Origin of the sequence: Phyllobacterium sp. P30BS-XVII (assembly GCF_014138335.1) — a bacterium.
GTDB classification, from domain to species: Bacteria; Pseudomonadota; Alphaproteobacteria; order Rhizobiales; family Rhizobiaceae; genus Phyllobacterium; species Phyllobacterium meliloti.
In genome coordinates this window covers 285,294-307,768 of sequence record NZ_JACGXO010000006.1, presented here as the reverse complement: position 1 = coordinate 307,768, position 22,475 = coordinate 285,294, and the positions used below count along the sequence as shown (strand labels likewise).

Here is a 22,475-nt window from a genome sequence, read left to right as displayed (position 1 = left end):
TTGCAGGAGCCAAGTTCTGCACCTTTTGCGCTGCGATCTCTACGGTTGGCCTTGCATCACCCAACTCCCTCATGGTGAGCCTGTCGAACCACGGAAGATGGTGATTGCATCCCCCAACATTGTAGTTGGGAAATATACCTTCCCCATTACCACGCCCGCTTTTGCGTCTGGCTATTGAAAGGTGGGAAAGACGGGCGACCCAAAAGGGGAACGCGGAAGTCTTGGTATTGGTAGTGTAGTCATGCGTTCCCCGGAGATTTTCCTGTTTCAACCAAGAAAATAACCGGATCACCCGTCTCGATGACTGGTTTTACCCTTGTGAGACAAAACCGTTCCCCTGCAGGGTTAACAGCCCCACAGGTGAAATCATCGATCCTTTCCTGACTTCAGAAGGTTTCCGGAGCATTCCCGCCGGAAAGGACACCATCAGAATAAACGAGGTGGGATGGTGTTGGATAAGTTGGTGTGATTTTTTTGAGAATGAGTGGTTGCAGCGATTGTTGTGCGTGGTTCGACAAGCTCACCATGAGGGAGATGGATGGGTTGCAGGTAGTCAAGTTCTGCAACCTTTTGCACTGCAATCTCTGCGACTAGCATTGCAGCCAACATTCTCCCTCATCCTGAGCTTGTCGAAGGGCGCAACAATGGTTGTGCAACCCACGCATCTCCCTCTTGGTGTGTCGAACAAGCACCACAACCACCAGCATTCACCCCTCCCAACAAAAATGGCGGCACCGAAGCACCGCCATTCCAGACTGATTGGCTCAAGCGGATGTTCAAATATCCAGCTCTTCCACAAATGCAGCGCGGTCCTGAATAAACCGGAAACGGGCTTCGGGCTTGGTGCCCATCAAATCATCCACCGCAACGCGGGTTTCCTCGATCCACTCTTCATCGATCTGAACGCGCAGGAGCGTGCGCTTCTTGCGGTCCATCGTCGTTTCCTTGAGCTGGTCGGCGCGCATTTCGCCAAGGCCCTTGAATCGTCCGATTTCGATCTTGCCCTTGCCGGTGAACAGCGTGCGCATCAACTCATCCTTGTGGGCATCATCGCGCGCATAGGCGACCTTGCCGCCCTGAGCGATGCGATAAAGTGGCGGAACGCCAAGGAAGAGATGGCCGTTGCGGATAAGATCCGGCATTTCCTGATAGAAAAACGTGATCAGCAGCGAGGCGATGTGCGCACCGTCGACGTCAGCATCGGTCATGATGATAACGCGGTCATAGCGCAAATCCTCATCGCGATATTTCGACCGCGTGCCGCAGCCGAGTGCGAGGATAAGATCACCGATCTGCTGGTTGGCCGTCATCTTTTCGCGACCGGCGCTGACCACATTGAGGATTTTACCGCGCAGAGGCAAAACTGCCTGTGTGGCGCGATCGCGCGCCTGCTTGGCCGAACCACCGGCGGAGTCACCCTCGACGATGAAAAGTTCAGCGCCAAGCGCGCCCGTCTGGCTGCAATCGGCGAGCTTGCCCGGCAAACGCAGTTTGCGCACGGCGGACTTGCGGTTGACTTCCTTTTCCTGACGGCGCTTTACCCGCTCGTCGGCGCGTTCCACCACCCATTCAAGCAGTTTTGATGCTTCCTGCGGCGAGGCGGCAAGCCAGTGATCGAAGGGATCGCGGATGGCGTTTTCAACGATGCGCTGCGCTTCAACGGTCGCCAGCTTGTCCTTGGTCTGGCCGACAAATTCCGGCTCGCGGATGAACACGGACAACATCGCCGCCGAGGAAATCATCACATCATCAGTGGTGATGATCGAGGCACGCTTGTTGCCCGTCAGTTCCGCATAGGCTTTCAGGCCACGGGTAAGGGCGATGCGCAAGCCCGCCTCGTGCGTGCCGCCTTCTCCGGTCGGAATGGTGTTGCAATAGGAATTGACAAAGCCATCACCGCCATACCAGGCAACGGCCCATTCCAGCGCGCCATGGCCACTGGCCTTTTCGGTCTTGCCCGAGAACATTTCTCGCGTGACCTGAAAATCCTTGCCGAGCGACGCACCGAGATAATCCTTCAACCCGCCAGGGAAGTGGAAAACCGCCTTGTCAGGCGTCGGGTCCTTCGGATCAAGCAGGGATGGTGCGCAGTTCCAGCGGATTTCAACGCCGCCGAAGAGATAGGCCTTTGACCGCGCCATCTTGAAAAGCCGGGCAGGATCAAACTTGGCGCCCTGACCAAAAATATCAGGGTCCGGATGAAAAGTGACGCGCGTGCCACGGCGATTGTGGACCTCGCCAATATCTTCCAGTGGCCCAAGAGGATGGCCACGCGAGAACCGTTGCCGGTAAAGGCGCCGGTTGAGCGCCACTTCCACTTCAACATGATCGGACAGGGCGTTGACCACGGAAACACCGACACCGTGCAGACCACCGGAAGTCTCATAAACCTTCGAGTCAAATTTGCCGCCGGAATGAAGCGTCGTCATGATGACTTCGAGAGCAGATTTGTCTTTGAATTTGGGGTGTGGATCAATCGGTATGCCGCGGCCATTGTCTGTCACCGAGAGATAGCCATTCTCCTCAAGATCGATATCGATGAAATTGGCATGACCAGCCACCGCTTCGTCCATGGCATTGTCGATGACTTCGGCGAAAAGGTGATGCAGCGCCCGCTCATCCGTTCCGCCAATATACATGCCGGGGCGGCGGCGAACCGGCTCAAGCCCTTCGAGAACCTCAATATCCGCAGCACTATAGCTGCCGCTGCTCGCGGGTGTTGAACGCGGGGATGCTTTCGCCGCTGGAGCAGGTGCGATTTTCACAGGCGGAACCACCGGCGTCACTGACGTGACTGGTGTCGCTGACGTGACTGGCGTCACTGGGGCTGTCGGGGTCACAACCGGTTCGGGCTTAGGCTGTGCAACCGCTGCCTGACGTTCCCGTGCTGTTTTGACTATCGCTGAAAAGAGGTCGTTATTGTCATCCATATCGTATTTTGGCCAATGCTACAGGGGCTGCGAATCACCAGCAATCTTTACATGGTTCGCATGGAAACGCGATGGGAGTTCGCGATCTGTTCCGGCGTTCACCACAGAACTATGGTCTGATAACCCAGGTTTCAAGCCGCTTTAAGGCTTGAGACCACCTTTTCGAGTTCGTCAATGCGCTCGCCAAGCGCTTCATGCAGAAGCTTGAGATTTGCAATCTGGCTTTTCAGCACCTGATTATCGTCGGCTGTTTCGCTTTCATCGGGTGATTGCCCGACCCCGTGCATCAGCCATGTTGGCGTAACGCCCAGTGACCCAGCCAGCATGAACAATCTGTTGGCGCGCGGCTCCGACCGGTCGGATTCCCAGGCGGCAAGCGTTTCGGCTTTCACGCCAATGCGTTCGGCGAGTTCTGCCACCGTCATGGACTTGGCATCTCGGGCGCGCGACAGGCGGCCGCCTGTCGTGTCCATATCAGGCACGTCAGTCATGATATTATTGGAAAAAGTCATGGGGATTCTCCATTTTTTTCTTGTTTTTGCGGGTGTGGGAGGGGCCTTTTGCAACATTTACTGACTGAAAAGTCAAATCTGCCGCCATTTTGCGTCAGTATTCCATTCTCCGGGCGATTGCATTTTTCCACAGAGCCGATATGCCAGAAGGCCTCGCCTGAGCTATTTGTCCCGGAAAGGTCGACAGCATGGAAAACACAACCTCACCGCAGATGAGGGGCGTTGGAACGATGGCCGGTGCCATGTTTATCCTGCCGATGATGGATGCGATCGCCAAATGGCTTTCAACTGTTGATAGCCTGCCACCTGCGACCGTGACGCTCTCCCGCTTCGTGGTTCAGACGATCCTGACTTTGCTGATTATTGTCGCGCTGACAGGTATGCGGTCGCTGAAACCCCATAATCTCTGGGGCAATCTGTTTCGCGGCTTTCTGATGGGGATTGGCAGCCTGTGCTTTTTCGCCGCCGTCAAATATATGCCGCTGGCTGATGCCATGGCGGTGTTCTTTGTCGAGCCGCTGATGCTGACGCTGCTCTCCGCCGTCGTCCTGAAAGAGACGGTGGGCTGGCGCAGGCGCATTGCCGTTGCCATCGGGTTTATCGGCACGCTAATCGTTATCCAGCCAAGCTGGGAGCTTTTTGGCTGGGTATCGCTGCTGCCGCTGGGCACGGCGGCGCTCTTTGCCGTCTATCTCGTTCTCAATCGGCGCTTTGGCGCCCATGATACGCCGCTTGTCATGCAGCTTTATGCGGGCATTGGCGGTACGGTGACAGTGATTGTCGCGCTTTTCTTCGGTGCCTGGTTCGGTGTCAGCGATATGACGCTGGGAACGCCGGCAACCGGCATGTCGTGGTTTCTGCTGTTTGCCATCGGGGCAATTGCCACGGGTGGCCATCTTCTGGTTGTGCAGGCCTCGCGTCTCGCACCAGCTTCGCTTCTGGCGCCATTCCAGTATCTGGAGATCGTCATGGCCGTCATCATCGGCCTGTTCGTGTTTCAGGAGTTTCCCACCGCTTCGAAATGGCTTGGGATCGCCATTATCATCGCGTCGGGTGCCTATGTGGTCTGGCGCGAGGGCAAAAAGCAGAAGGCTCCGGAGCCCGCTTTCAATTAGCGATCTTACCTGTTGAGCAAAGCTGCCATTGGCAATAGAACCAAAGATGCATGTGTGCGGGAGGTCCATAAAAGTGTTCAAGAAAATCCTGATTGCAAACCGTGGGGAAATTGCCTGCCGCGTCATCAAGTCGGCAAGGAGAATGGGGATCGCCACGGTCGCCGTCTATTCCGATGCGGATCGTGATGCCGTTCATGTCGAAATGGCCGATGAAGCGGTGCATATCGGTCCCGCGGCGGCCTCCGAAAGCTATCTCGTCGCGGACAAGATCATTGCCGCCTGCAAGGCAACCGGCGCGCAAGCGGTTCATCCCGGCTATGGTTTCCTGTCCGAACGTGCCTCCTTCTGCGAGGCGCTTGAGAAGGAAGGTATCATTTTCATCGGGCCAAAACCCAAGGCGATCATCGCCATGGGCGACAAGATCGAATCGAAAAAGTTTGCCAATGCCGCCAAGGTCAACACCGTGCCGGGCTTTCTCGACATCATTACCGATGTCGCCCATGCGGAAAAGATCGCTGGCGAAATCGGTTATCCCGTGATGATCAAGGCTTCCGCCGGTGGCGGTGGCAAGGGAATGCGCATTGCGTGGGACGAGAGCGAAGTGCGCGACGGGTTTGAACGGGCCACCTCGGAAGCGCGCAATTCCTTTGGCGACGACCGGGTTTTCATCGAAAAATTCGTCGTTGAACCGCGCCATATCGAAATTCAGGTGCTCGGCGATAACTTTGGCAACTGCATCTATCTGGGCGAGCGCGAGTGCTCCGTGCAGCGCCGCAACCAGAAAGTGGTTGAGGAAGCGCCGTCACCCTTCCTTGACGAGGCAACCCGCAAGGCGATGGGCGAGCAGGCCGTGGCACTGGCCAAGGCCGTTGACTATCAAAGCGCCGGTACGGTCGAGTTCATCGTCGACAAGCACCGCAACTTCTATTTCCTTGAAATGAACACGCGCTTGCAGGTGGAGCATCCGGTAACAGAGCTGATCACCGGCGTTGATCTTGTCGAGCAGATGATCCTGATTGCAGCGGGCGAAAAGCTCAAGCTGAAACAGTCGGATGTCAAGCTGAATGGCTGGGCCATTGAAAGCCGCCTCTACGCGGAAGACCCGTACCGCAATTTCCTGCCTTCGATTGGTCGCCTGACCCGCTATCGCCCGCCGAGTGAGGGCCCGGTTGGTAAGGCCATCATCCGCAATGATACCGGTGTGACCGAAGGTTCCGACATTTCCATGTTCTATGACCCCATGGTGGCAAAGCTCTGCACCTGGGCACCAACCCGCCTTGAAGCCATTGATGCGATGGCCGACGCACTGGATACATTCGTTGTCGACGGTATTGAACACAATATCCCGTTCCTCGCGGCGCTGATGCAGCATCCGCGCTGGCGGGAAGGGCGGCTATCCACCGGTTTTATCGCCGAGGAGTTCCCCGATGGCTTCCATCCCATCGCCCCCACAGCCGAGGACAGGGACGTATTGGCCGCCATCGCTCTCAGTGTGGAGTTGGTCCGCAAGGGACGTCTCGATGGCCTCAGTGACCGTCTACGGCCACATACGGGCAAGATCCGCGCCGAATGGGACGTGCGGATCAATGATGAATACGTGCCGGTGAGCATTCACCAGAGCATTGCCAAACCGCCAGTCAAGATTGAACTCTCGCTGCATGGTGGGGAGGACATCACCATCCGCAGCGATTGGCGGCCCGGCGATGCGGTCTGGGACGGCTATATTGATGACCGCTCGGTGAAGGCACAGTTGCGCCCGGTGCTCAATGGCGTGCGCATTGACTGGAAGGGCATGTCGGTCATTGGCCATGCCATGCAGACCCATGTCGCCGCGCTGGAAAAGCTGATGCCGGTGAAGCTGCCGCCCGATACGTCAAAAATGCTGCTATGCCCCATGCCCGGCCTGATCGTCTCGATCAATGTGAGCGAAGGTCAGGAAGTGAAGGCAGGCGACACGTTGGCAATTGTTGAGGCAATGAAGATGGAAAACGTCCTGCGCGCCGATCGCGATCTGACCGTTTCAGCCATCAACGCCAAACAGGGAGATAGTTTGGCTGTCGATGCGGTGATCATGGAGTTTGCGTAAGATAGGGCTGCATTAGAGGGGTTGGTGGTTGGGGTGTGGTTCGTGGTTCGACATAACAACCATGAGGCCCTTCGACAAGCGCAGGATAAGGAAGCTAAATTTTGCAATCTTAAATCTGCAATCTTTGCGATTATCGTCGCATCCCCACCCTCCCTCATGGTTGTTATGTCGAACCACGCACAATCTCGATGCAAATGAATTAGCGCTCAACCGCTCCAAACACATCCTCAAATGCGTCGCGCATTGCGCGGTCGAGATCATCCATCCCCACAGGCAACCCCAGATCGACAAGGCTGGTGACGCCATGCGCACGCACGCCGCAGGGCACGATGCCGTCGAAATGCGTAAGGTTTGGCTCCACATTGATGGAAATGCCATGAAAGCTCACCCATTTGCGCAGGCGGATGCCGATAGCGGCGATCTTGTCTTCGGCTGGAGAGCCATCTGACAGCGCAGGGCGTTCCGGCCGTGTCACCCACACACCGACGCGATCCTCGCGGCGCTCGCCGCGCACATTGAACGAGGCAAGGGTGGAAATGATCCATTGCTCCAGCGCCGTCACAAATGCCCTGATGTCCTCGCGCCGTGTTTTGAGATCCAGCATCACGTAGGCAACTCGCTGGCCGGGGCCATGATAGGTGTATTCGCCGCCGCGACCTGTCGCATAGACAGGAAAGCGATCAGCGGTGAGCAGATCGCCATCCTTGGCGCTGGTGCCTGCCGTATAGAGCGGTGGATGTTCAACGAGCCACACAAGCTCTCGTGCCGTTCCTGCACGAATCGCAGCCACCCGCTCTTCCATGAAACTGAGGGCAGTTTCGTAATCGGTGAGCCCGTCAGCCACCAGCCATTCCACCGGATGCGATTCGCCTGTGGGCAAAAATGCGGGGACGAGATCGTCACGGTTACTTTTCATGATCGGAAACCAAACTTTCGAATTTCGCTCCATCCGCATCGAACTGAAGCCGATGTGGCTGTTTCAGGCAGCCAAAAGCACCGATTCACACGGGATGCAGAAGGTGAGCCGCATATGGACTTTTTCTTAGAAGATTTCCAGTCTGACGGGTGCGACATAACTTTTCGGCGGCTTTGCGAAAAACATTAGCGTTAAATGCCAACAGGGCTTGTTTAGCTGAAATTGATTTGCTACATGCCGCGAGCCGACACGTTCGGCTTCTACCACAGTGCGGTCGTGGCGGAATTGGTAGACGCGCAGCGTTGAGGTCGCTGTGTCGCAAGACGTGGAAGTTCGAGTCTTCTCGACCGCACCAAAATCTCTCGCCAAGCGATTGATTTAAAACAAAAAAGGCAGCCGATCGGCTGCCTTTTTGCTTTTATGTTCCCAGTTGAATTTTCTATCGTTGCTGTTCAGCGCGCAGAAGCGAGCGGAGATAATCGTAGAGCTCGTCTGCCTGCCCATCAAAGCTCTGTATGCGATCTTTGTATGGATTGACGTAGCTCGAAAGCGCAGCCCGGTTATCGATAACCTTTTCCATTGCCGCTCGCAGATGGGAGCTGTCGGGCGAAATGGGAATGATGTTTCCGTTTTCGCCTTCTATGAGATCTTCTACGGCGCCGCCGGAATCCGTGGCAATCACCCAGATATCACGCAGCAGCGCTTCGCGTACTGTCAGGCCAAAGCTTTCTTTCCATTGGGATGGAAACAAAAGCACGTCAATTCCGGAGAAGAATTCGTCGATGCTATCCTGCGTATAGGCAGGCACAACGCGAACAGGATTGTGGGGAGCAAGCCCCTTGAGATTGACGCTGCTATAGCCACTGTTCAGCGTATTATCCACCATGACCAGTTCGATGCCACATTCCGGAAGCGCCGAAAAAGCCTCGCGGACGAGATCATACCCCTTGATCGGTGTTGATCCGCCGACGTAGCCGAAGCGGATGTGGTCTGATGGTTTGCGCGTAAAGGTCGGAAAGGGGAACTTGACCCCGTTTTTATTGACAAAAATCTGCTCGTCGCTCAACCCGTTCTGCATATGCAGTTTTTTAAAGTAGTCGCTTGGAGAGATGAGGCCCTGAGCCTCTGCAAGACCTTTGCGAACGATCCGGGTGCGATGTTCGTTAAAACTCTTGTCCGGAACGCATTTTGCACAAACGTTTGGATCGATGCGTGTTTGAAAGCAATACTTGCCTTCACCTGTTACCATGAACTGGCGTTCACACAGCCACCAGGCATCGTGAAGCGTTATGGTATAGGGTATGCCCGCAGCCTTACACGCTGCGCCCAGTTCGACCCCCAGCGTTTGAATCGAATGCAACTGGACAATATCAGGTTGAACTGCATTGAGAACATCTGCAAAAGCCTGCCCCATGTTATCGTCTTTGATATCCATCAAGCGTGTGCGAACAACAGGCACTTTTGCCGCGAAAACGGTAGCGCCTTTTGCGCTATAACGAACCAGATCGTAATTTGAAGCATGATCATGCGACCATGAAGTGAAGATGTAGATCTCCACATCCTCTTCCCGGGCGAGCCTTTGAGCCATCTCTTCCGCAATGATCGTCGCTCCACCAAACGATTGCGGAGAAAAATACACATTCGCAAAGAGGATTCGGGTTATACCCTGCTTGCGCTGTTGAAAACGCCCGATAAGCGGTGCCAATTGCCGATGCGCGATCTGCTCGGGCGCATAGGCCTGATTGACGCTTTCGAGCGCCCTGTGGGCCATTTCTCTGCGAAGATTCGGCTTGTCGACAAGCAGAAGCAGTTTTTGCTGCCATTGCGCTGTATCAGCCGCAAGAAATCCATTCTCTCCGTCAACGATAGCGGTACGAAACGCATCAGCAGGAGAGCAGACAGAGGGTATACCGAGGACAGAAGCCTCCAGAAACTTGATGTTGCTTTTAGCATCATTGAAAACTGAATCTTCAAGCGGTGCGATTGAAATATCTGCTTCGGCGACAAGCTGCGAATAGCGATCAAAACTCACGAATGAAAAACGTTCGATCCGATCAGAGAAAATATTGAACCGGCTTTCTATATTCAAAGAACCTATAATTCGAAGTTTTACGTTGGAGCGCTCCGACAGAACGTTGAAAAGCGCATCACTGGCTGCCAGAAAATCAATGTCGTGCGTCTTGGTGCCTGAGCCATAGACAATTGTGATGTCCTGCTTCGGCTCTTTTGGCGTTGCCGTCTGATTTTTGCGAATTCTTTCCGCGATTAGTATTGTATCGCTGTCGAGTGCATTCTCCACAATGACGGCATTTCTATTCGTAACCTCGCTCATGGCTTTTGCGAGGGCTTTGGTGGACGCAATACCTTCGTCGCACAGGAGCAGCGCTTCCCGATAAAGTCTCATCCCTTCGAGGACACCTTTTCGATCTCCTGGCGACAGAGTTTCGATATTTTTGTTTGAGAGGTATCCTTCTGGATCGAAAATCAGGTCATCGACTTCCCAGAATGTGTGAATGCCAAGCCGCTTGGCTTCCTTTATCAATAAGATAGCTTCAGGTACGGCGGGAACGCGGTAAAATATGACGATTGAATGGGTCTGTAGCAGTGTCCGGGCTTCGTCAGAATGGGTCCAGTCGACCACTGATGCCTCGATGCCAATCTTCGAAAACAGCTCGGCCTTTTGCGTGACGCGGTACTTCTTGCATTGTGGAATCGACATTTCCGCCACGATCAGGACACGGGGCGTCATAAATTCCGATGCAGGCCGATGGGTCTCGCCGGGATAGAAAGAAGAAAGGCGATGCTTGTTTTCGTTTGTAACAGTCGAAAGCAATGTCGCACGGCGGTTTGCAAAAAGAGCAACGAATTTTCCGGAACGCACGAATGCAACAATTCGACCGAATGTTCTGGATAGGCCGAATATCCGGATTGATTCAGCGAACTTGCGGATAACGAAGCGAAGGGTTCCCAAAGGCGCTTTGGTTCGCCTGATGGCAGAAGCTATCACGCTTAAAGGGCGTATAGGCTTCATGCATTCAACGATGGGTTGATCGTTGAATGCAAAAACAACAGCTCAACGTGTTTTTCTTCACTGGTTTCCAAAATACGCATCGGCAATAGTCTCTGCGTCTCCATCCATTTTGATCTTACCATGTTCCAGCCAAACAATGCGCGTGCAGTTCTTGGTCAGCAGGTCTTTCGAATGGCTTGCGATAATAAGAATTTTGGTTTTGTTCACAAGTTCATGCAGACGTTCGTTGGCCTTGTTGTGAAAGCTTTCATCACCAGCCGCCAGCCATTCATCCATGATGAGGATTTCAGGCTGGATAACCGTTGAAATCGAGAATGCCAGACGAAGCTGCATACCTGTGGAATATGTACGAACGGGCATTTCCAGGAAGTTACCGAGCTCTGAAAATTCTTCGATCTCAGCCTGCTTTGCTGCCATCTCCCGCTTAGAGAAACCAAGCAAAGCACCGCGGATGCCAATGTTTTCCCGGCCAGACGCCTCAGCGTCGATACCAAGGGAAATATTGATCAGGGAGGTGCACTTTCCATTGATCGCGATGCGTCCGCCGGAAGGATAGTAAACGCCACTCATGACGCGCAGCAGTGTCGTTTTTCCCGATCCGTTATGGCCGACCAGGCCAAGTCTTTCTCCCTCGTTCAGAGTGAGATTGATGGAATCGAGTCCGCGAATAACGACGTGGCCTTCAGAGTTTGAACCAATTGTGCCGCCTGTCGCCAGGCTCATCACCTGGTTCTTGAGGGAACGGCTTTTCGCATTATAGATCGGGAAATCGACTGTGACGTCTTCGAGAATCATTGAGGTCATGATTGCCTTCGCAATTGGATAGAGTGGCGTTTTACAGCCAATAGGTGATGCGTGAACGGTAACGGTTCAGAAAAAGCAGCGCGACAATCCAGCCGATGATGGCCATGCCGATAACCACGTACCAATTCAGTGGAGTGCCCATTCCACCCAGCAACGGTTCCCTGATGACACTGATCAGATGATAGAAGGGATTGAGGTCCAGTATGACGCTTGACTTGTCTTCCGGCAATTGATGTGGCTGCCACATGATCGGCGTGACGTACATGCCGACTTGCATGATGTTCTGAATGATTTGGGTTAGGTCGCGATAGCGCGTGCAGATCACCGACAGTATGACCATTATCCAAAGCATATTGAGCGAAACGAGGACGAAAGCTGGAATAACAAGCAGCGCGGTCCATCCAACAAACTTTCCGAAGATCAGAAGGACAATTGGGAAAATTACGATGTTATGGAAAAGGATAATCGAGTTTCTCCACCATGTGCGCAAGACGTAGGTAAAGAAAGGCAACGGAAGCTGCAGCATGGTTTCTGCATTGGATATGAAACAGACGCAGCCGTCGTTGACCAATTGAGAATAGTAACCCCAGAGAATGAGACCAACGCAAATAAAGGGTAGAAATTCCGACATGGGGGAGCGAAAAATGGTGCCGAAGATCGTTCCAAGGGCCGCGATGAGAACACCCATATTGATGGTTAGCCAGAAAGCACCGACGCTCGACCGGCGGTAGCGCTGAGCCACATCCTGCCAACCCAGGAGTGCTGCGAGGCGGAAGTTGCCGACGGCGCTGGAGATATCCTCACATGCCGTGATTTTTTTCGAACTCGCGATGGTCATATGAATGCGCGTCTTTCTATGAGGTTTCGTCGATACAGCATTTGACCTGCCTATACACCTGTTGTCACTGCGATTCCAAGCAGCATCGCATTCCATCAACACCGCAAGAATACGCGCGGTAGCATGAAGCGGTATCGTCTGAAACCCCCGACCGTATGATAGGTCAGGTTCGTAAGCAGGACTCTTGGTCGAAAGATGGCAGCGCTCTGCATTAGTTCAGAGGTTTCACCATAAAGAGGCAAGGATGTCCTTCAGCCCATAATGTAGGGAAGACCTCCGCTTTGAGAAAGCCGTTCCTGTCGTAGAATGCGCGCGTATCGTCGAGGTGCGGTTCATGCTTGCCGCGTGGCGCGAGGGTTTTGACCGTGAGCAAAGAGCAGCCGGATTGCCGGGCATGCTCCTCGGCTGCTCGTAGCAGGGAACGACCGATTCCCTGGCCATGGCATTGTTTGCGCGTTGCAATGACAAAGATTTCTGCGGCTGCCGGCGGGTGATATTTCAGGGCAATAAATCCGTTGCAGATATCTTGCTCCACGCTTGCCAGTACCGGCAGGTCCATCACCAGTTTAGCGCACGCGCTGATGCCCGCCGGTTCTTCGAACCATTCCGGCAATCCGCTCATGATCTCGGTGCAAAGGGTGCTCTTGTTTTCGGGGCAGGTAATTTCGCTGATCATCGGAAACATCCATCATTTGTCGATTGAATCTATGAGAAATTCAGGCATGAGATTTTTTCATCTATTTCTAGACGCATGTGTTTCACCTGAATTTAGAGAATTTTTTTCCAATCAAGCGGTTGTGAATGTCGGTGGCACTTTCGATTCCAATTTATAGCGGCGAAACTGGATGAGGATGTTCGTAAGGTGAAATTCATATGACGAATCCACACCACAATAGGTCGCGCGAGAGAAACATGCGGACTGGCGCCTGTTGTAGGATCATGAAAACAACGGGAACCGATACTATTGTCCTCACATGACGATCCGCTTCTGCAGCCCTATCAGCTTAAACATCTGAGACTGAAAAACCGCCTGATGTCGACCAGTCATGAGCCGGCTTATTCGGAAGATGGAATGCCGAAAACGCGCTACCGGCTCTATCATGCGGAGAAAGCAAAAGGCGGTCTTGCCCTGACGATGACGGCGGGATCGGCTGTTGTTTCTCGGGAATCTCCTCCGGCATTCGGCAATCTTCATGCTTATAAGGACGAGATCGTGCCGTGGCTGCGTGAGCTTGCCGACGATTGTCATGAAAACGGCGCCGCCGTTATGATCCAGCTGACACATCTTGGCCGCCGCACCAGTTGGAACAAGGCCGACTGGCTGCCGGTGGTATCGGCGTCGCCGGTGCGCGAACCCGCCCACCGGGCTTTTCCGAAAGAAGCGGAGGATTGGGATATCGAGCGGATCATTACCGATTATGCAGCGGCGGCGCAGCGCATGCAGGCTGCCGGGCTCGATGGCATCGAGTTCGAAGCTTATGGTCATCTGATGGACGGGTTCTGGTCGCCCGCCACCAACCGGCGTGACGATGAATATGGCGGTTCGCTTGATAATCGCCTGCGTTTTACCTGGGCTGTGATTGATGCGGTGCGCCGGTCCGTTGGGCCGGATTTTATCGTCGGTATCCGCATGGTGGCTGATGAGGACTGGGAGCAGGGGTTGTCGCGGCAGGAAGGCGTGGAGATTGCACGGCGTCTTGCAGCATCGGGCAAGTTCGATTTCCTCAACATTATTCGCGGCCATATCGATACGGACGCGGCGCTCAACGGCGTTATTCCCATTCAGGGCATGCGGTCTTCGCCGCATCTCGATTTTGCCGGTGAGGTCAGGCAGGAAACAAAGTTTCCGGTTTTCCATGCGGCGCGCATTGCCGATGTCGCCACCGCGCGCCATGCCATTGCCGAGGGGAAACTCGACATGGTGGGTATGACCCGGGCGCATATTGCCGATCCGCATATTGTCCGTAAGATTGAGGCAGGCGAAGAACACCGTATCCGGCCATGTGTCGGCGCAACCTATTGTCTTGACCGCATTTATGAGGGCGGAGAGGCACTATGCATTCACAACGCGGCAACGGGGCGTGAAGGCACCATGCCGCACACCATTGCTAAGGCCAAAGACAGTCGCAATGTCGTTGTTGTTGGTGCGGGACCCGCAGGGCTGGAAGTGGCGCGCGTTGCGGCAGAAGGCGGCCATAGCGTTACGGTGCTGGAAGCATCGGATCAGGCGGGCGGGCAGGTCAGGCTAGCGGCGCAGAATCCGCGGCGCAGGGAGATGATCGGCATTGTCGACTGGCGCCTTGAGGAACTGGAGTGGCTTGGTGTGTCCATGCGCTACAATGTCTGGGCGGAACTTGGGGACGTTCTTGGTCTTGCGCCTGACGTGGTGGTGATCGCAACGGGCGGCTTGCCGCAAAATCCGCCGCTGCAGGCGGGTGATGAACTGGTGACATCAAGCTGGGATATTCTGGCTGGCGCGGTAAAGCCCGGCGAAAATATCCTGCTTTACGATGATAATGGCGGGCATCAGGGCATGAGCGCAGCGGAGATGATCGCACGCTCAGGTTCAAAACTTGAACTTGTCAGCCCGGAGCGTTTCTTTGCGCCTGAAATGGGTGGCATGAACCATGTGCCCTATATGCGGACCTTCCAGCAACATGGTGTGCGGGTGACAATCAACACGCGGCTGGTGAGCGTTACCCGCAATGGCAACCAGCTTGTCGCTGTTCTGGGTTCTGATTTTGATCCTGAATATCGCGAGGAGCGTCTGGTGGATCAGGTGGTGGTCGAACACGGCACTTTGCCGATTGATGATCTCTACCGTGAATTAAAACCACTTTCACGCAATGGCGGCGCGGTGGATTATGATCGTCTGGTCAATGGCGGTGCCATTTTTCCGCAGCGGCAGGCTGATGGGCAATTCGATCTGTTGCGCATTGGCGATGCCGTTCATGCCCGCAATATCCATGCAGCGATCTATGATGGTTTGCGTTACGCGATCAGGTTCTGATGCGTTTTTGAGTGTAGCACGGTGCGTGGTTCAATATTGGTTGTATGACCGTGATGGGTGGTTCGTGGTTCGACAAGCTCACCATGAGGGGGAGGGATGATGAAACGCTAATCGCAAAGATTGCAGCGTAAAGGGTGCAGAAGGTGGCTCCCTTTCTTCTACACTGTTCCTCATGGTGAGCTTGTCGAACCACGAACCACGCCACCCGATATCAATTGGCGGAAAAGCGGTGCCAGACCATTGTATCTCCCCAAATAGAGGGGAGATACTCACTACTCACTACTCACTACTCACTACTCACTTCAACGAAGCTTTTACCTTCGTTGCGACATCGGCGCTGACCCATTTGGTCCAGATATCCTCGTGGTTCTTGAGGAAATATTTCGCGCCATCTTCGCCGGTGGCCTGATTATCAGTCATCCACGCCAGAAGCTCGTTGACTGTCTTGTTGGACCACGAACGAGCCTTCAGGTAGTCCATCACAGGACCGGAGCGCTCGCTGAATTTCTTGGTGACAACCGTATCGACTTCGGCCAGTTCCCATGCATTCTTCTTCGGGTCTGCGCAATCGGCGACAGTGTTGCAGCGCTTCCACTCCTTGGCGTCAAAAGGCACGCCATGGTCGAGCTTGACCATCTGGTATTTGCCGAGAAGTGCAGTCGGTTCCCAATAGTAACCAACCCAGCCCTGTTTGCGTTCATAGGCTTTGGCGAGAGAACCATCGAGCCCGGCAGCCGAACCCGTATCAACCAGCGTAAAGCCCTGCTTTTCCGCGTCATAAGCTTTGAAGAACTGGGTGGTTGCCAATGTGCCGCCCCAGCCGGGAGGACCGTTGAAGACAGCGCCCTTGGATGCATCTTCCGGCGCCGGGAACAGTTCCGGATGTTTCAGCGCATCGTCAATGGTTTTGATATCAGGATGGGCGTCGGCGAGATATTTTGGTATCCACCAGCCCTGAACACCGCCATCTGACAGCGATTTGCCCGTATAAACAAGCTTGCCGTCTGCCACCGCCTTGTCGAGGATATCACGCATGAAATCCACCCAGCCTTCAGGGGCGATATCAGGCTGGCCCTTTTCGGTCATGGAGGTCAGCGTCGGGATCGTATCACCCTGAACAATATCGGCATTGCAGCCATAACCCTGGTTGAGAATGATCTTGTCGAGATTGGCGAGTACCTCCGCCGACTGCCAGTTCATGCTGGCAATCGTCACATCGCCGCATTCGGCGGCTGAAGCAGCACCTGCCGCACCCAGCAGGGTGAATGCCATGACGCCGCTCATCAATAATGTCTTCATGTGAGAACCCCTTTTATTGGTTTTTGATATCTGTCTTGGAGATGGTCATCTGCCGACGCACCGGACGCAGAAACTGCACCCGGTCCCGATAATGCCGATAGAAAAAAGCTGGACCATGGAGAAACGATAACCCCGCCTGGGGTGGTCGAGAAGCCCGAACGCGCCACATGTTTTGTTGGCTGCGACATGGTTGGTTTGGGGTTTGGGGTGAGGGGGCGTGGTTCGTGGTTCGACATAACAACCATGAGGGAGAGTGGGGATGCAACGCTAATCGCAGACGCCGCCGATTTTGCCTCCTCACATCCACCAATCTCCGTCATCCTCGGGCTTGACCCGAGGACCCATGAAGACGGAGCGCTTGTTTTGTTGTCATTTGCGTGGGTCCTCGGGTCAAGCCCGAGGATGACGGGAAGAGGTATCTCCCTCAAGGTTGTTATGTTCAACCACGAACCACGCAAAACAGATGCGTTACTAGGAAACATCAACAACCTTCCCCGGATTCATGATGTTGCATGGATCAATTATCCGCTTGATTGCCCGCATCAACGAAAGCTTTACCGGATCAACAAGCGCGTGCAGTTCCGGCTTCTTTTCAAGGCCAATTCCATGCTCGGCGGAGAAGGAGCCACCCATCTCACGCAGATTGGCATAGACGACCGATTTAACCGCGTCCTTGTCAGGATTGCCGTTCTCCCCGGCGACACAGATGTGCAGGTTGCCATCACCGAGATGACCAAAGGCAAAGCCTTTTACATCGGGACCAAGTGCGGCAACACCCGCGTCAAACTGCCTGATATAGGCGTCAAGATGCTGCAACGGCACGGAAATATCGAACCAGTAGCCATGTGGATGAGCGCGGGTGATGACATTGCTGTCTTCGCGGATATTCCAGATGTCGTTTCGCTCCTTGCCGCTCTGGGCAATGATTGCATCGAGCACCAGATCGTTTTCGATAGCCATAGCCAGCGCATCTTCCAGCGATGACTGTGCGCCTTGCTGGTCAAGTCCTTCTGTCTCGACAATGAGATAAACAGGTGCCTCGGTGAACGCTGCGAGCGATGCTGGCCCAAGCGCTTCAACGGCAACGCGGAAATAGCGCTCCCCCATGAACTCGGTACGCAAAAGAGTGACCGAACGGTTGTGCCGGAGGGCCTGAAACAGCGAGACGGCTTTGTTGGCGGTTTCGCAGGCAACGAGCGCCGTAGCGGTGAACTCATCAACCGGAGCGAGCTTGATAACGGCACGGGTGACAATGCCGAGCGTGCCTTCCGCCCCGATAAAGAGCTGTTTCAGGTCATAACCCTCATTGCTCTTCGTCACTTGTGCAAGGTCGCTCATGATGGAGCCATCGGGCAGAACCACCTCAAGCCCCAGCACCCGCTGGCGCATGACACCCTGCCGAAAGGCTTCCATGCCGCCCGCATTGGTGGAAATCATGCCGCCGATAGTGGCGCTGCCGCGTGAGGGAATATCAATGCCGGTGGTCAGCTTCGCCTTGGCAGCTTCTTCCTGCAAGGCTTGCAGTGTGACGCCGCATTGGACAATGGCAGTTCCTGCCGCCGCTTCAACGGATTCAATGCGGTTGAGCGCGGCCAGCGAGAGGATAATTTCGCCTTTAGCCGACACAGCACCTCCGGCAAGGCCGGTACGTCCGCCATGAGGTACAACCGATATCGCGTTTTGGTTGCAAAATTTTAGGATTTCTACAACCTGACCCGTTGTGCGCGGGATGACCATCAGATCGGCATTGAGATTATGCTCATCGGAACCGGGATGAATTGCCCGCAAGGCCTCACCTTTTTTGATGCCTCCAGCGCCGGTAATAGCTTCAAGCGCGGCCAGAATATCATCTGCTGTCATTTCGTCTCCGATGCCCCGCGCCGTTCGATGAAAATCCTTAAAGCCAGGATGACGGCGGTCACGATGATCAGAAGCACGGAAATAGCGGCGATGGCAGGATCAATATTGTCGCGCAGGCCCATCCACATCAGACGCGGCAGAGTAATGGCGTTGACGCTGGTGATAAACAGGGTGACGCCGATCTCTTCCCACGACAACACAAAGGAAAGCAGCGCGGCGGTGGCAATGCCGAACCTGATGTTGGGAATGATGATGCGAAAGGCACGGGTGGTAAGGTTTGCACCAAGGCCGCGCGCGGCAAGGTCAATGCGGCGGTCCACCTGAAACAGCGCCACCAGAATAAGAACCACGGCAAAGGGTGTGATCATCACCGCATGGGCGAGGGCAACACCGATCCATGTGTCATAACCGATAAAGCTGTTGAAGGCGGAAAGGGTGGTCATCAGGAAATACAGCGTCATGGCTGACACGACGGGCGGCACGATCAGCGGCAGGAGAACAAAGCCGATCAGCAGCGCGGAAAAGCGCGGCTGAAACATCCAGATGCCAAGCCCGAACATGGTGGCCAGCACCGTTGCGATGGCGCTGGAGAGAATGCCGATCCGCAGGCTGAGCAAGACGCTTTGCCCCCAAGCGGGATTATCGATGAGCGCCTGATAATGCCGCAGTGACAGCACGCCATTTGGCATCGACAAAAACCGCTGCGGCGTGAACGATACGGGCACCACAGCCAGAAGCGGCATCAGCAGGAACAGCGCAACGGCTGCGGCGATAATGAGCAGGACGGGACCGGGGCGTGATGACTGCATGGCTCAGCCCACCAGATGCGCAGGTTTGATGAAACGCCGCATCAAGGCGAGCAGGACACCGATGAAGACCACAAGCACGACGCTGATCGCCGCACCAAGACCCCAGTCCGGGCTCTGGAAAATCCTGAGATAAACCAGCTCCGCCACCATGACGCTGCGCCCGCCGCCGAGAATGGCCGGAGTAACAAAGAAGCCCAGCGCGAAAACAAACACAATCAGCGCCGCGCCGATCAGTCCGCCATAGGTGAGGGGCACAAACACGCTCCAGAAAATGCGGCTGCGCGAGGCACCCATGCCGCGGGCGGCCAGAAGCACGCGCTCATCAATGCTGCGCATGGCGGATGCTATGGGAAAAACAGCAAAAGGAATGAGAAAATGCGTCATGCCGATGATGACACCAAATTCATTGCGGGCAAGCGCCAGCGGTTCGCTGATGATGCCTGCCGCCTGTAGCCACGTATTGATCAGGCCGCGATTGGAAAGGAGCGCGAGCCAGCCGAAAGCCCGCGTCAGCACCGAAATCCAGAATGGCACGAGAATGCAGAATTCCGCCAGCATGCGCTGTGCCGGTGTTCCGCGCACCCAGACATAGGCAATGGCATAGGCCATGACGAGCGCCGCGACCGTGACGAACAGGCAGATACGCAAGGTGCGGATAAAGACAGATTGGACCAGAGGATCGGTGAGCACTGCGTGATATTGCCCAAGCCCCGGTTCCGGCAGTGTCACGCTCCATCTGATGACACCGAGAAACGGCACGACATAAGCAAGCCCGAGAAACAGCAGCAGCGGCGCAAGCAGCAATATCGTTCTGGGTAAAACCGACTTTCCGGTCATTCAGCGTCCTTCTTAAATGGCACACAAGCAGGCGGTGCGGGTATCTCCCCCACAAGGGGGGAGATAACGCACTTCATCACGCCGAGATGACTTTCGTGTACTCATCAAAAGCCGAGGCATAGTGCTCCGCATACCATTCCATATTGAGCGGGATTTGCTTGGTCATATTGGCTGGATCAACGCAATTGACCCGTTTCTTATCCGCCGGAATGAGTGCATCGGTGGCCGGATTGGCGGGGCCTTGTCCGAGCAGTTCGAACATCTGCAATTGCCGTTCGGGCGTCTGGGCACTGGCAATGAACTTCATTGCATTGTCCTTGCCGCCGGGATTGTTCTTCATCACAGCCAGTGCGCCGGGGGAAATCAGCCCCTGATCCCAGACAAATTTGATATTGCCGCCGGAATCCTGTTCAAGCAGTTGCGCACGCGTTGACCAGATCAGCGCCATGGAAGCTTCGCCATCCATGAGAACAGACTGGCTTTCCGCACCGCCACCCCAATAGGCGACAACGTTTTCCTTGAACGCCGCGAGCTTGTCATGGGCGCGCTTCAGATCGAGCGGATAGAGCTTTTCCGGAGCGACGCCATCGGCCATCAATGCGGCTTCCCACATGGCCGAGCCCCATTTGTAGAGCGAGCGTTTGCCGGGAAATTTCTTTACGTCGAAAAAATCCGCCATGCCCGTTGGCACCTGATCGCCAAATTTCGATGAATCATAGGCAATGATATAGGAGAAGAAATAGGTGGAAGCCGCGTGATCCCAGCCAAAGCCGGGGCGCATCTTGTTTTTGTCAACAATAGTATAGTCGATAGGCTCGAGCATGCCCTGTTTGCCCAATGTAATACCGGAGAAGGGATCGACATCCATCAGGTCCCAGCTGGGCTTGCCGCTCTTGAACTGCGCGGTAATAGCGCCTTCCGTCGGGCCGGAACCATCCATCTTCACGGCGATACCGCTCTCCTTGGCGAATGGCTGACCGTAAGCCTTGTCATAGGCGGTCATGGCATCGCCGCCCCAATTGACCAGAACCAGATCTTTTGATTGGGCCAAAGCGCGGTTGGAGCGCAGCAGGGCAGGCGCGCCTGCAAGCAGCATGGCGGCGATCTGGGTGAAGCGGCGGCGGCTTATCTCGCCTCGTTCCACCTTGTCGGCCAGTATTTCCAGACAGTCTTTTTGAAATGCGTGATCCATTGTGTTCCCCTTTGGATTGTTATTGTCACATTCCGGATGCGTCGTTTTATGATTGCTGCGGTAGCAAAAATCCCTGTTCTGTGGGCCATGACACCCAGACATCCGCGCGATGGGCGAGGCCTGCGGTTGCGGCTGTCGGCATAGACACGGCGATGGATGTTCCGCTGCGGGTTTTCAGGTGGTATTTGGTTACAGCGCCGAGATAGGTTGCATCCTCGATCCGGCAGGCGATGGCGTTATGATCAGGGTTTTGCCGCGTGGCGGCGATGGTCATATGTTCAGGGCGCACGGCGGCAACGGCGTTCTGGCCGATTTGTGGGCCGGTCTGGTTGAGCACAATCGTGCGGTCCTCAAACTGGCCCGCCGCCTTATCGCCATCCAGCCTGAGGGCCCCGAGCGGCAGCAGATTGATCTCGCCGAGAAACTCCGCAACAAAACGATTGGCTGGCCGCTCATAGACATCCTGCGGGCGTCCGACCTGCAACAACTCGCCATGATTGAAAATCGCAACCCGCGAGGAGAGGGCGAGCGCCTCAGACTGATCATGGGTGACGAAAACGAAAGTCGTGCCGGTTTCCTGATGCAGGCGTTTGACTTCCTCCTGCATCATCTCGCGCAAATTCTTGTCGAGGGCCGAAAAAGGTTCATCCAGCAAAAGCACCGATGGTTCAAATGCCAAGGCGCGAGCAAGCGCCACGCGCTGCTGCTGGCCACCGGAAAGCTTTGTTGGCAGTTTTTTCTCATGGCCCACAAGACCAACGCGCACGACCATTTCGCCGACCCGTCGCTTGATATCGGCAGAGGAACGGCCGCGCACTTTCAGCGGGAAGGCGATGTTCTGTTCGACGGTAAGATGCGGGAAAAGGGCGTAGCCCTGAAACACCATGCCATAGGAGCGGTCTTCAGCGGGTACATCCGTGATGTCCTTGCCGTCCATCATCAACCGGCCTTCGCTTGGGGCGGTAAACCCGGCAAGGATCATCAGGAAGGTCGTCTTGCCCGAACCGGAAGGGCCGAGAAGGGTCAAAAACTCGCCGCGTCCGATGTCGAGCGACAGGTCTTTCAGCGCACGGAATGCACCGAATGTCTTGCCAATGGATACAGCCTTGATCTCGGCGGCCTTTGCGTCGCCCAGTTGTATGCCTTGAGGCATTGATGGACCTCTTTCCCCTGCTTTTTAGGAAAGCCTAGGCACAATCTGCGGTGACGACAATTGAAATATATTGCCGCGATACG

General features: G+C 55.0%; 16 protein-coding genes and 1 tRNA gene. 4 read left to right on the top strand and 13 right to left on the bottom strand.

All coding sequences use genetic code 11. The annotated features are described in order from the left end of the window. Nucleotides 1-776: 776 nt before the first annotated feature. Both parE and FHW17_RS18195 read right to left on the bottom strand, forming a co-directional pair. On the bottom strand, nucleotides 777-2,930 hold the full coding sequence (gene parE / locus FHW17_RS18200) for a DNA topoisomerase IV subunit B (RefSeq protein WP_182510475.1): 2,154 nt from the start codon (nucleotides 2,928-2,930) through the stop codon (nucleotides 777-779). A 131-nt stretch (nucleotides 2,931-3,061) separates the two neighbouring features. Next, nucleotides 3,062-3,442 (bottom strand): helix-turn-helix transcriptional regulator, encoded by a 381-nt coding sequence (locus tag FHW17_RS18195; RefSeq protein ID WP_182510474.1) that lies wholly within the window; start codon nucleotides 3,440-3,442, stop codon nucleotides 3,062-3,064. A gap of 188 nt (nucleotides 3,443-3,630) precedes the next feature. On the opposite strand from FHW17_RS18195, the gene FHW17_RS18190 reads away from it, so the two are divergent. Continuing rightward, complete coding sequence (locus FHW17_RS18190) at nucleotides 3,631-4,557, top strand: DMT family transporter (protein WP_112529184.1); 927 nt, start codon at nucleotides 3,631-3,633, stop codon at nucleotides 4,555-4,557. Between the two features lie 73 nt (nucleotides 4,558-4,630). Beyond that, nucleotides 4,631-6,643 carry an acetyl/propionyl/methylcrotonyl-CoA carboxylase subunit alpha gene (locus FHW17_RS18185; protein ID WP_182510473.1) on the top strand — a complete coding sequence of 671 codons (2,013 nt, stop codon included), beginning with the start codon at nucleotides 4,631-4,633 and terminating at the stop codon, nucleotides 6,641-6,643. A gap of 199 nt (nucleotides 6,644-6,842) precedes the next feature. Here FHW17_RS18185 and lipB read toward each other — a convergent pair whose 3' ends face one another. Beyond that, on the bottom strand, nucleotides 6,843-7,559 hold the full coding sequence (gene lipB, locus FHW17_RS18180; RefSeq protein WP_182510472.1) for a lipoyl(octanoyl) transferase LipB: 717 nt from the start codon (nucleotides 7,557-7,559) through the stop codon (nucleotides 6,843-6,845). Between the two features lie 270 nt (nucleotides 7,560-7,829). Here lipB and FHW17_RS18175 point away from each other — a divergent pair. Further along, nucleotides 7,830-7,914, top strand: a tRNA-Leu gene (locus FHW17_RS18175). Nucleotides 7,915-7,998: 84 nt separating this feature from the next. Here the strand turns inward: FHW17_RS18175 and FHW17_RS18170 are convergent. From FHW17_RS18170 to FHW17_RS18155, 4 genes are all read right to left on the bottom strand, one after another. After that, complete coding sequence (locus tag FHW17_RS18170) at nucleotides 7,999-10,308, bottom strand: glycosyltransferase (protein WP_162730339.1); 2,310 nt, start codon at nucleotides 10,306-10,308, stop codon at nucleotides 7,999-8,001. A gap of 339 nt (nucleotides 10,309-10,647) precedes the next feature. After that, the gene (locus FHW17_RS18165) at nucleotides 10,648-11,394 is read right to left on the bottom strand and encodes an ABC transporter ATP-binding protein (RefSeq protein ID WP_112529192.1); all 747 of its coding nucleotides are present in this window, start codon (nucleotides 11,392-11,394) and stop codon (nucleotides 10,648-10,650) included. Between the two features lie 31 nt (nucleotides 11,395-11,425). Then, the gene (locus FHW17_RS18160; protein ID WP_246706891.1) at nucleotides 11,426-12,328 is read right to left on the bottom strand and encodes an ABC transporter permease; all 903 of its coding nucleotides are present in this window, start codon (nucleotides 12,326-12,328) and stop codon (nucleotides 11,426-11,428) included. A 115-nt stretch (nucleotides 12,329-12,443) separates the two neighbouring features. Further along, nucleotides 12,444-12,908, bottom strand: coding sequence for a GNAT family N-acetyltransferase (locus tag FHW17_RS18155; RefSeq protein ID WP_113097822.1), 465 nt, complete (start codon nucleotides 12,906-12,908; stop codon nucleotides 12,444-12,446). 288 nt (nucleotides 12,909-13,196) lie between these two features. On the opposite strand from FHW17_RS18155, the gene FHW17_RS18150 reads away from it, so the two are divergent. Then, entirely contained in the window at nucleotides 13,197-15,242 is a 2,046-nt protein-coding gene (locus tag FHW17_RS18150; protein WP_182510471.1) for an NADH:flavin oxidoreductase, read from the top strand. 297 nt (nucleotides 15,243-15,539) lie between these two features. On the opposite strand, the gene FHW17_RS18145 is transcribed toward FHW17_RS18150, so the two are convergent. The 6 genes from FHW17_RS18145 to FHW17_RS18120 form a co-directional block, all read right to left on the bottom strand. Further along, nucleotides 15,540-16,541, bottom strand: a complete 1,002-nt coding sequence (locus FHW17_RS18145) for an ABC transporter substrate-binding protein (RefSeq protein ID WP_113097813.1) — start codon at nucleotides 16,539-16,541, stop codon at nucleotides 15,540-15,542. Between the two features lie 471 nt (nucleotides 16,542-17,012). Beyond that, on the bottom strand, nucleotides 17,013-18,401 hold the full coding sequence (locus tag FHW17_RS18140) for an FAD-binding oxidoreductase (protein WP_182510470.1): 1,389 nt from the start codon (nucleotides 18,399-18,401) through the stop codon (nucleotides 17,013-17,015). Continuing rightward, nucleotides 18,398-19,210: an ABC transporter permease gene (locus FHW17_RS18135; RefSeq protein ID WP_182510469.1), complete on the bottom strand. Its 813-nt coding sequence runs from the start codon at nucleotides 19,208-19,210 to the stop codon at nucleotides 18,398-18,400. Before FHW17_RS18135 ends, FHW17_RS18140 begins: the two co-directional genes overlap by 4 nt. 3 nt (nucleotides 19,211-19,213) lie before the next feature. Next, a complete protein-coding gene (locus FHW17_RS18130) occupies nucleotides 19,214-20,047 on the bottom strand; it encodes an ABC transporter permease (protein ID WP_112529204.1) in 834 nt (277 codons plus the stop codon). Nucleotides 20,048-20,123: 76 nt separating this feature from the next. After that, nucleotides 20,124-21,239, bottom strand: coding sequence for an ABC transporter substrate-binding protein (locus FHW17_RS18125; protein ID WP_112529206.1), 1,116 nt, complete (start codon nucleotides 21,237-21,239; stop codon nucleotides 20,124-20,126). Between the two features lie 46 nt (nucleotides 21,240-21,285). Further along, the gene (locus FHW17_RS18120) at nucleotides 21,286-22,392 is read right to left on the bottom strand and encodes an ABC transporter ATP-binding protein (protein WP_182510468.1); all 1,107 of its coding nucleotides are present in this window, start codon (nucleotides 22,390-22,392) and stop codon (nucleotides 21,286-21,288) included. Nucleotides 22,393-22,475 lie beyond the last annotated feature (83 nt).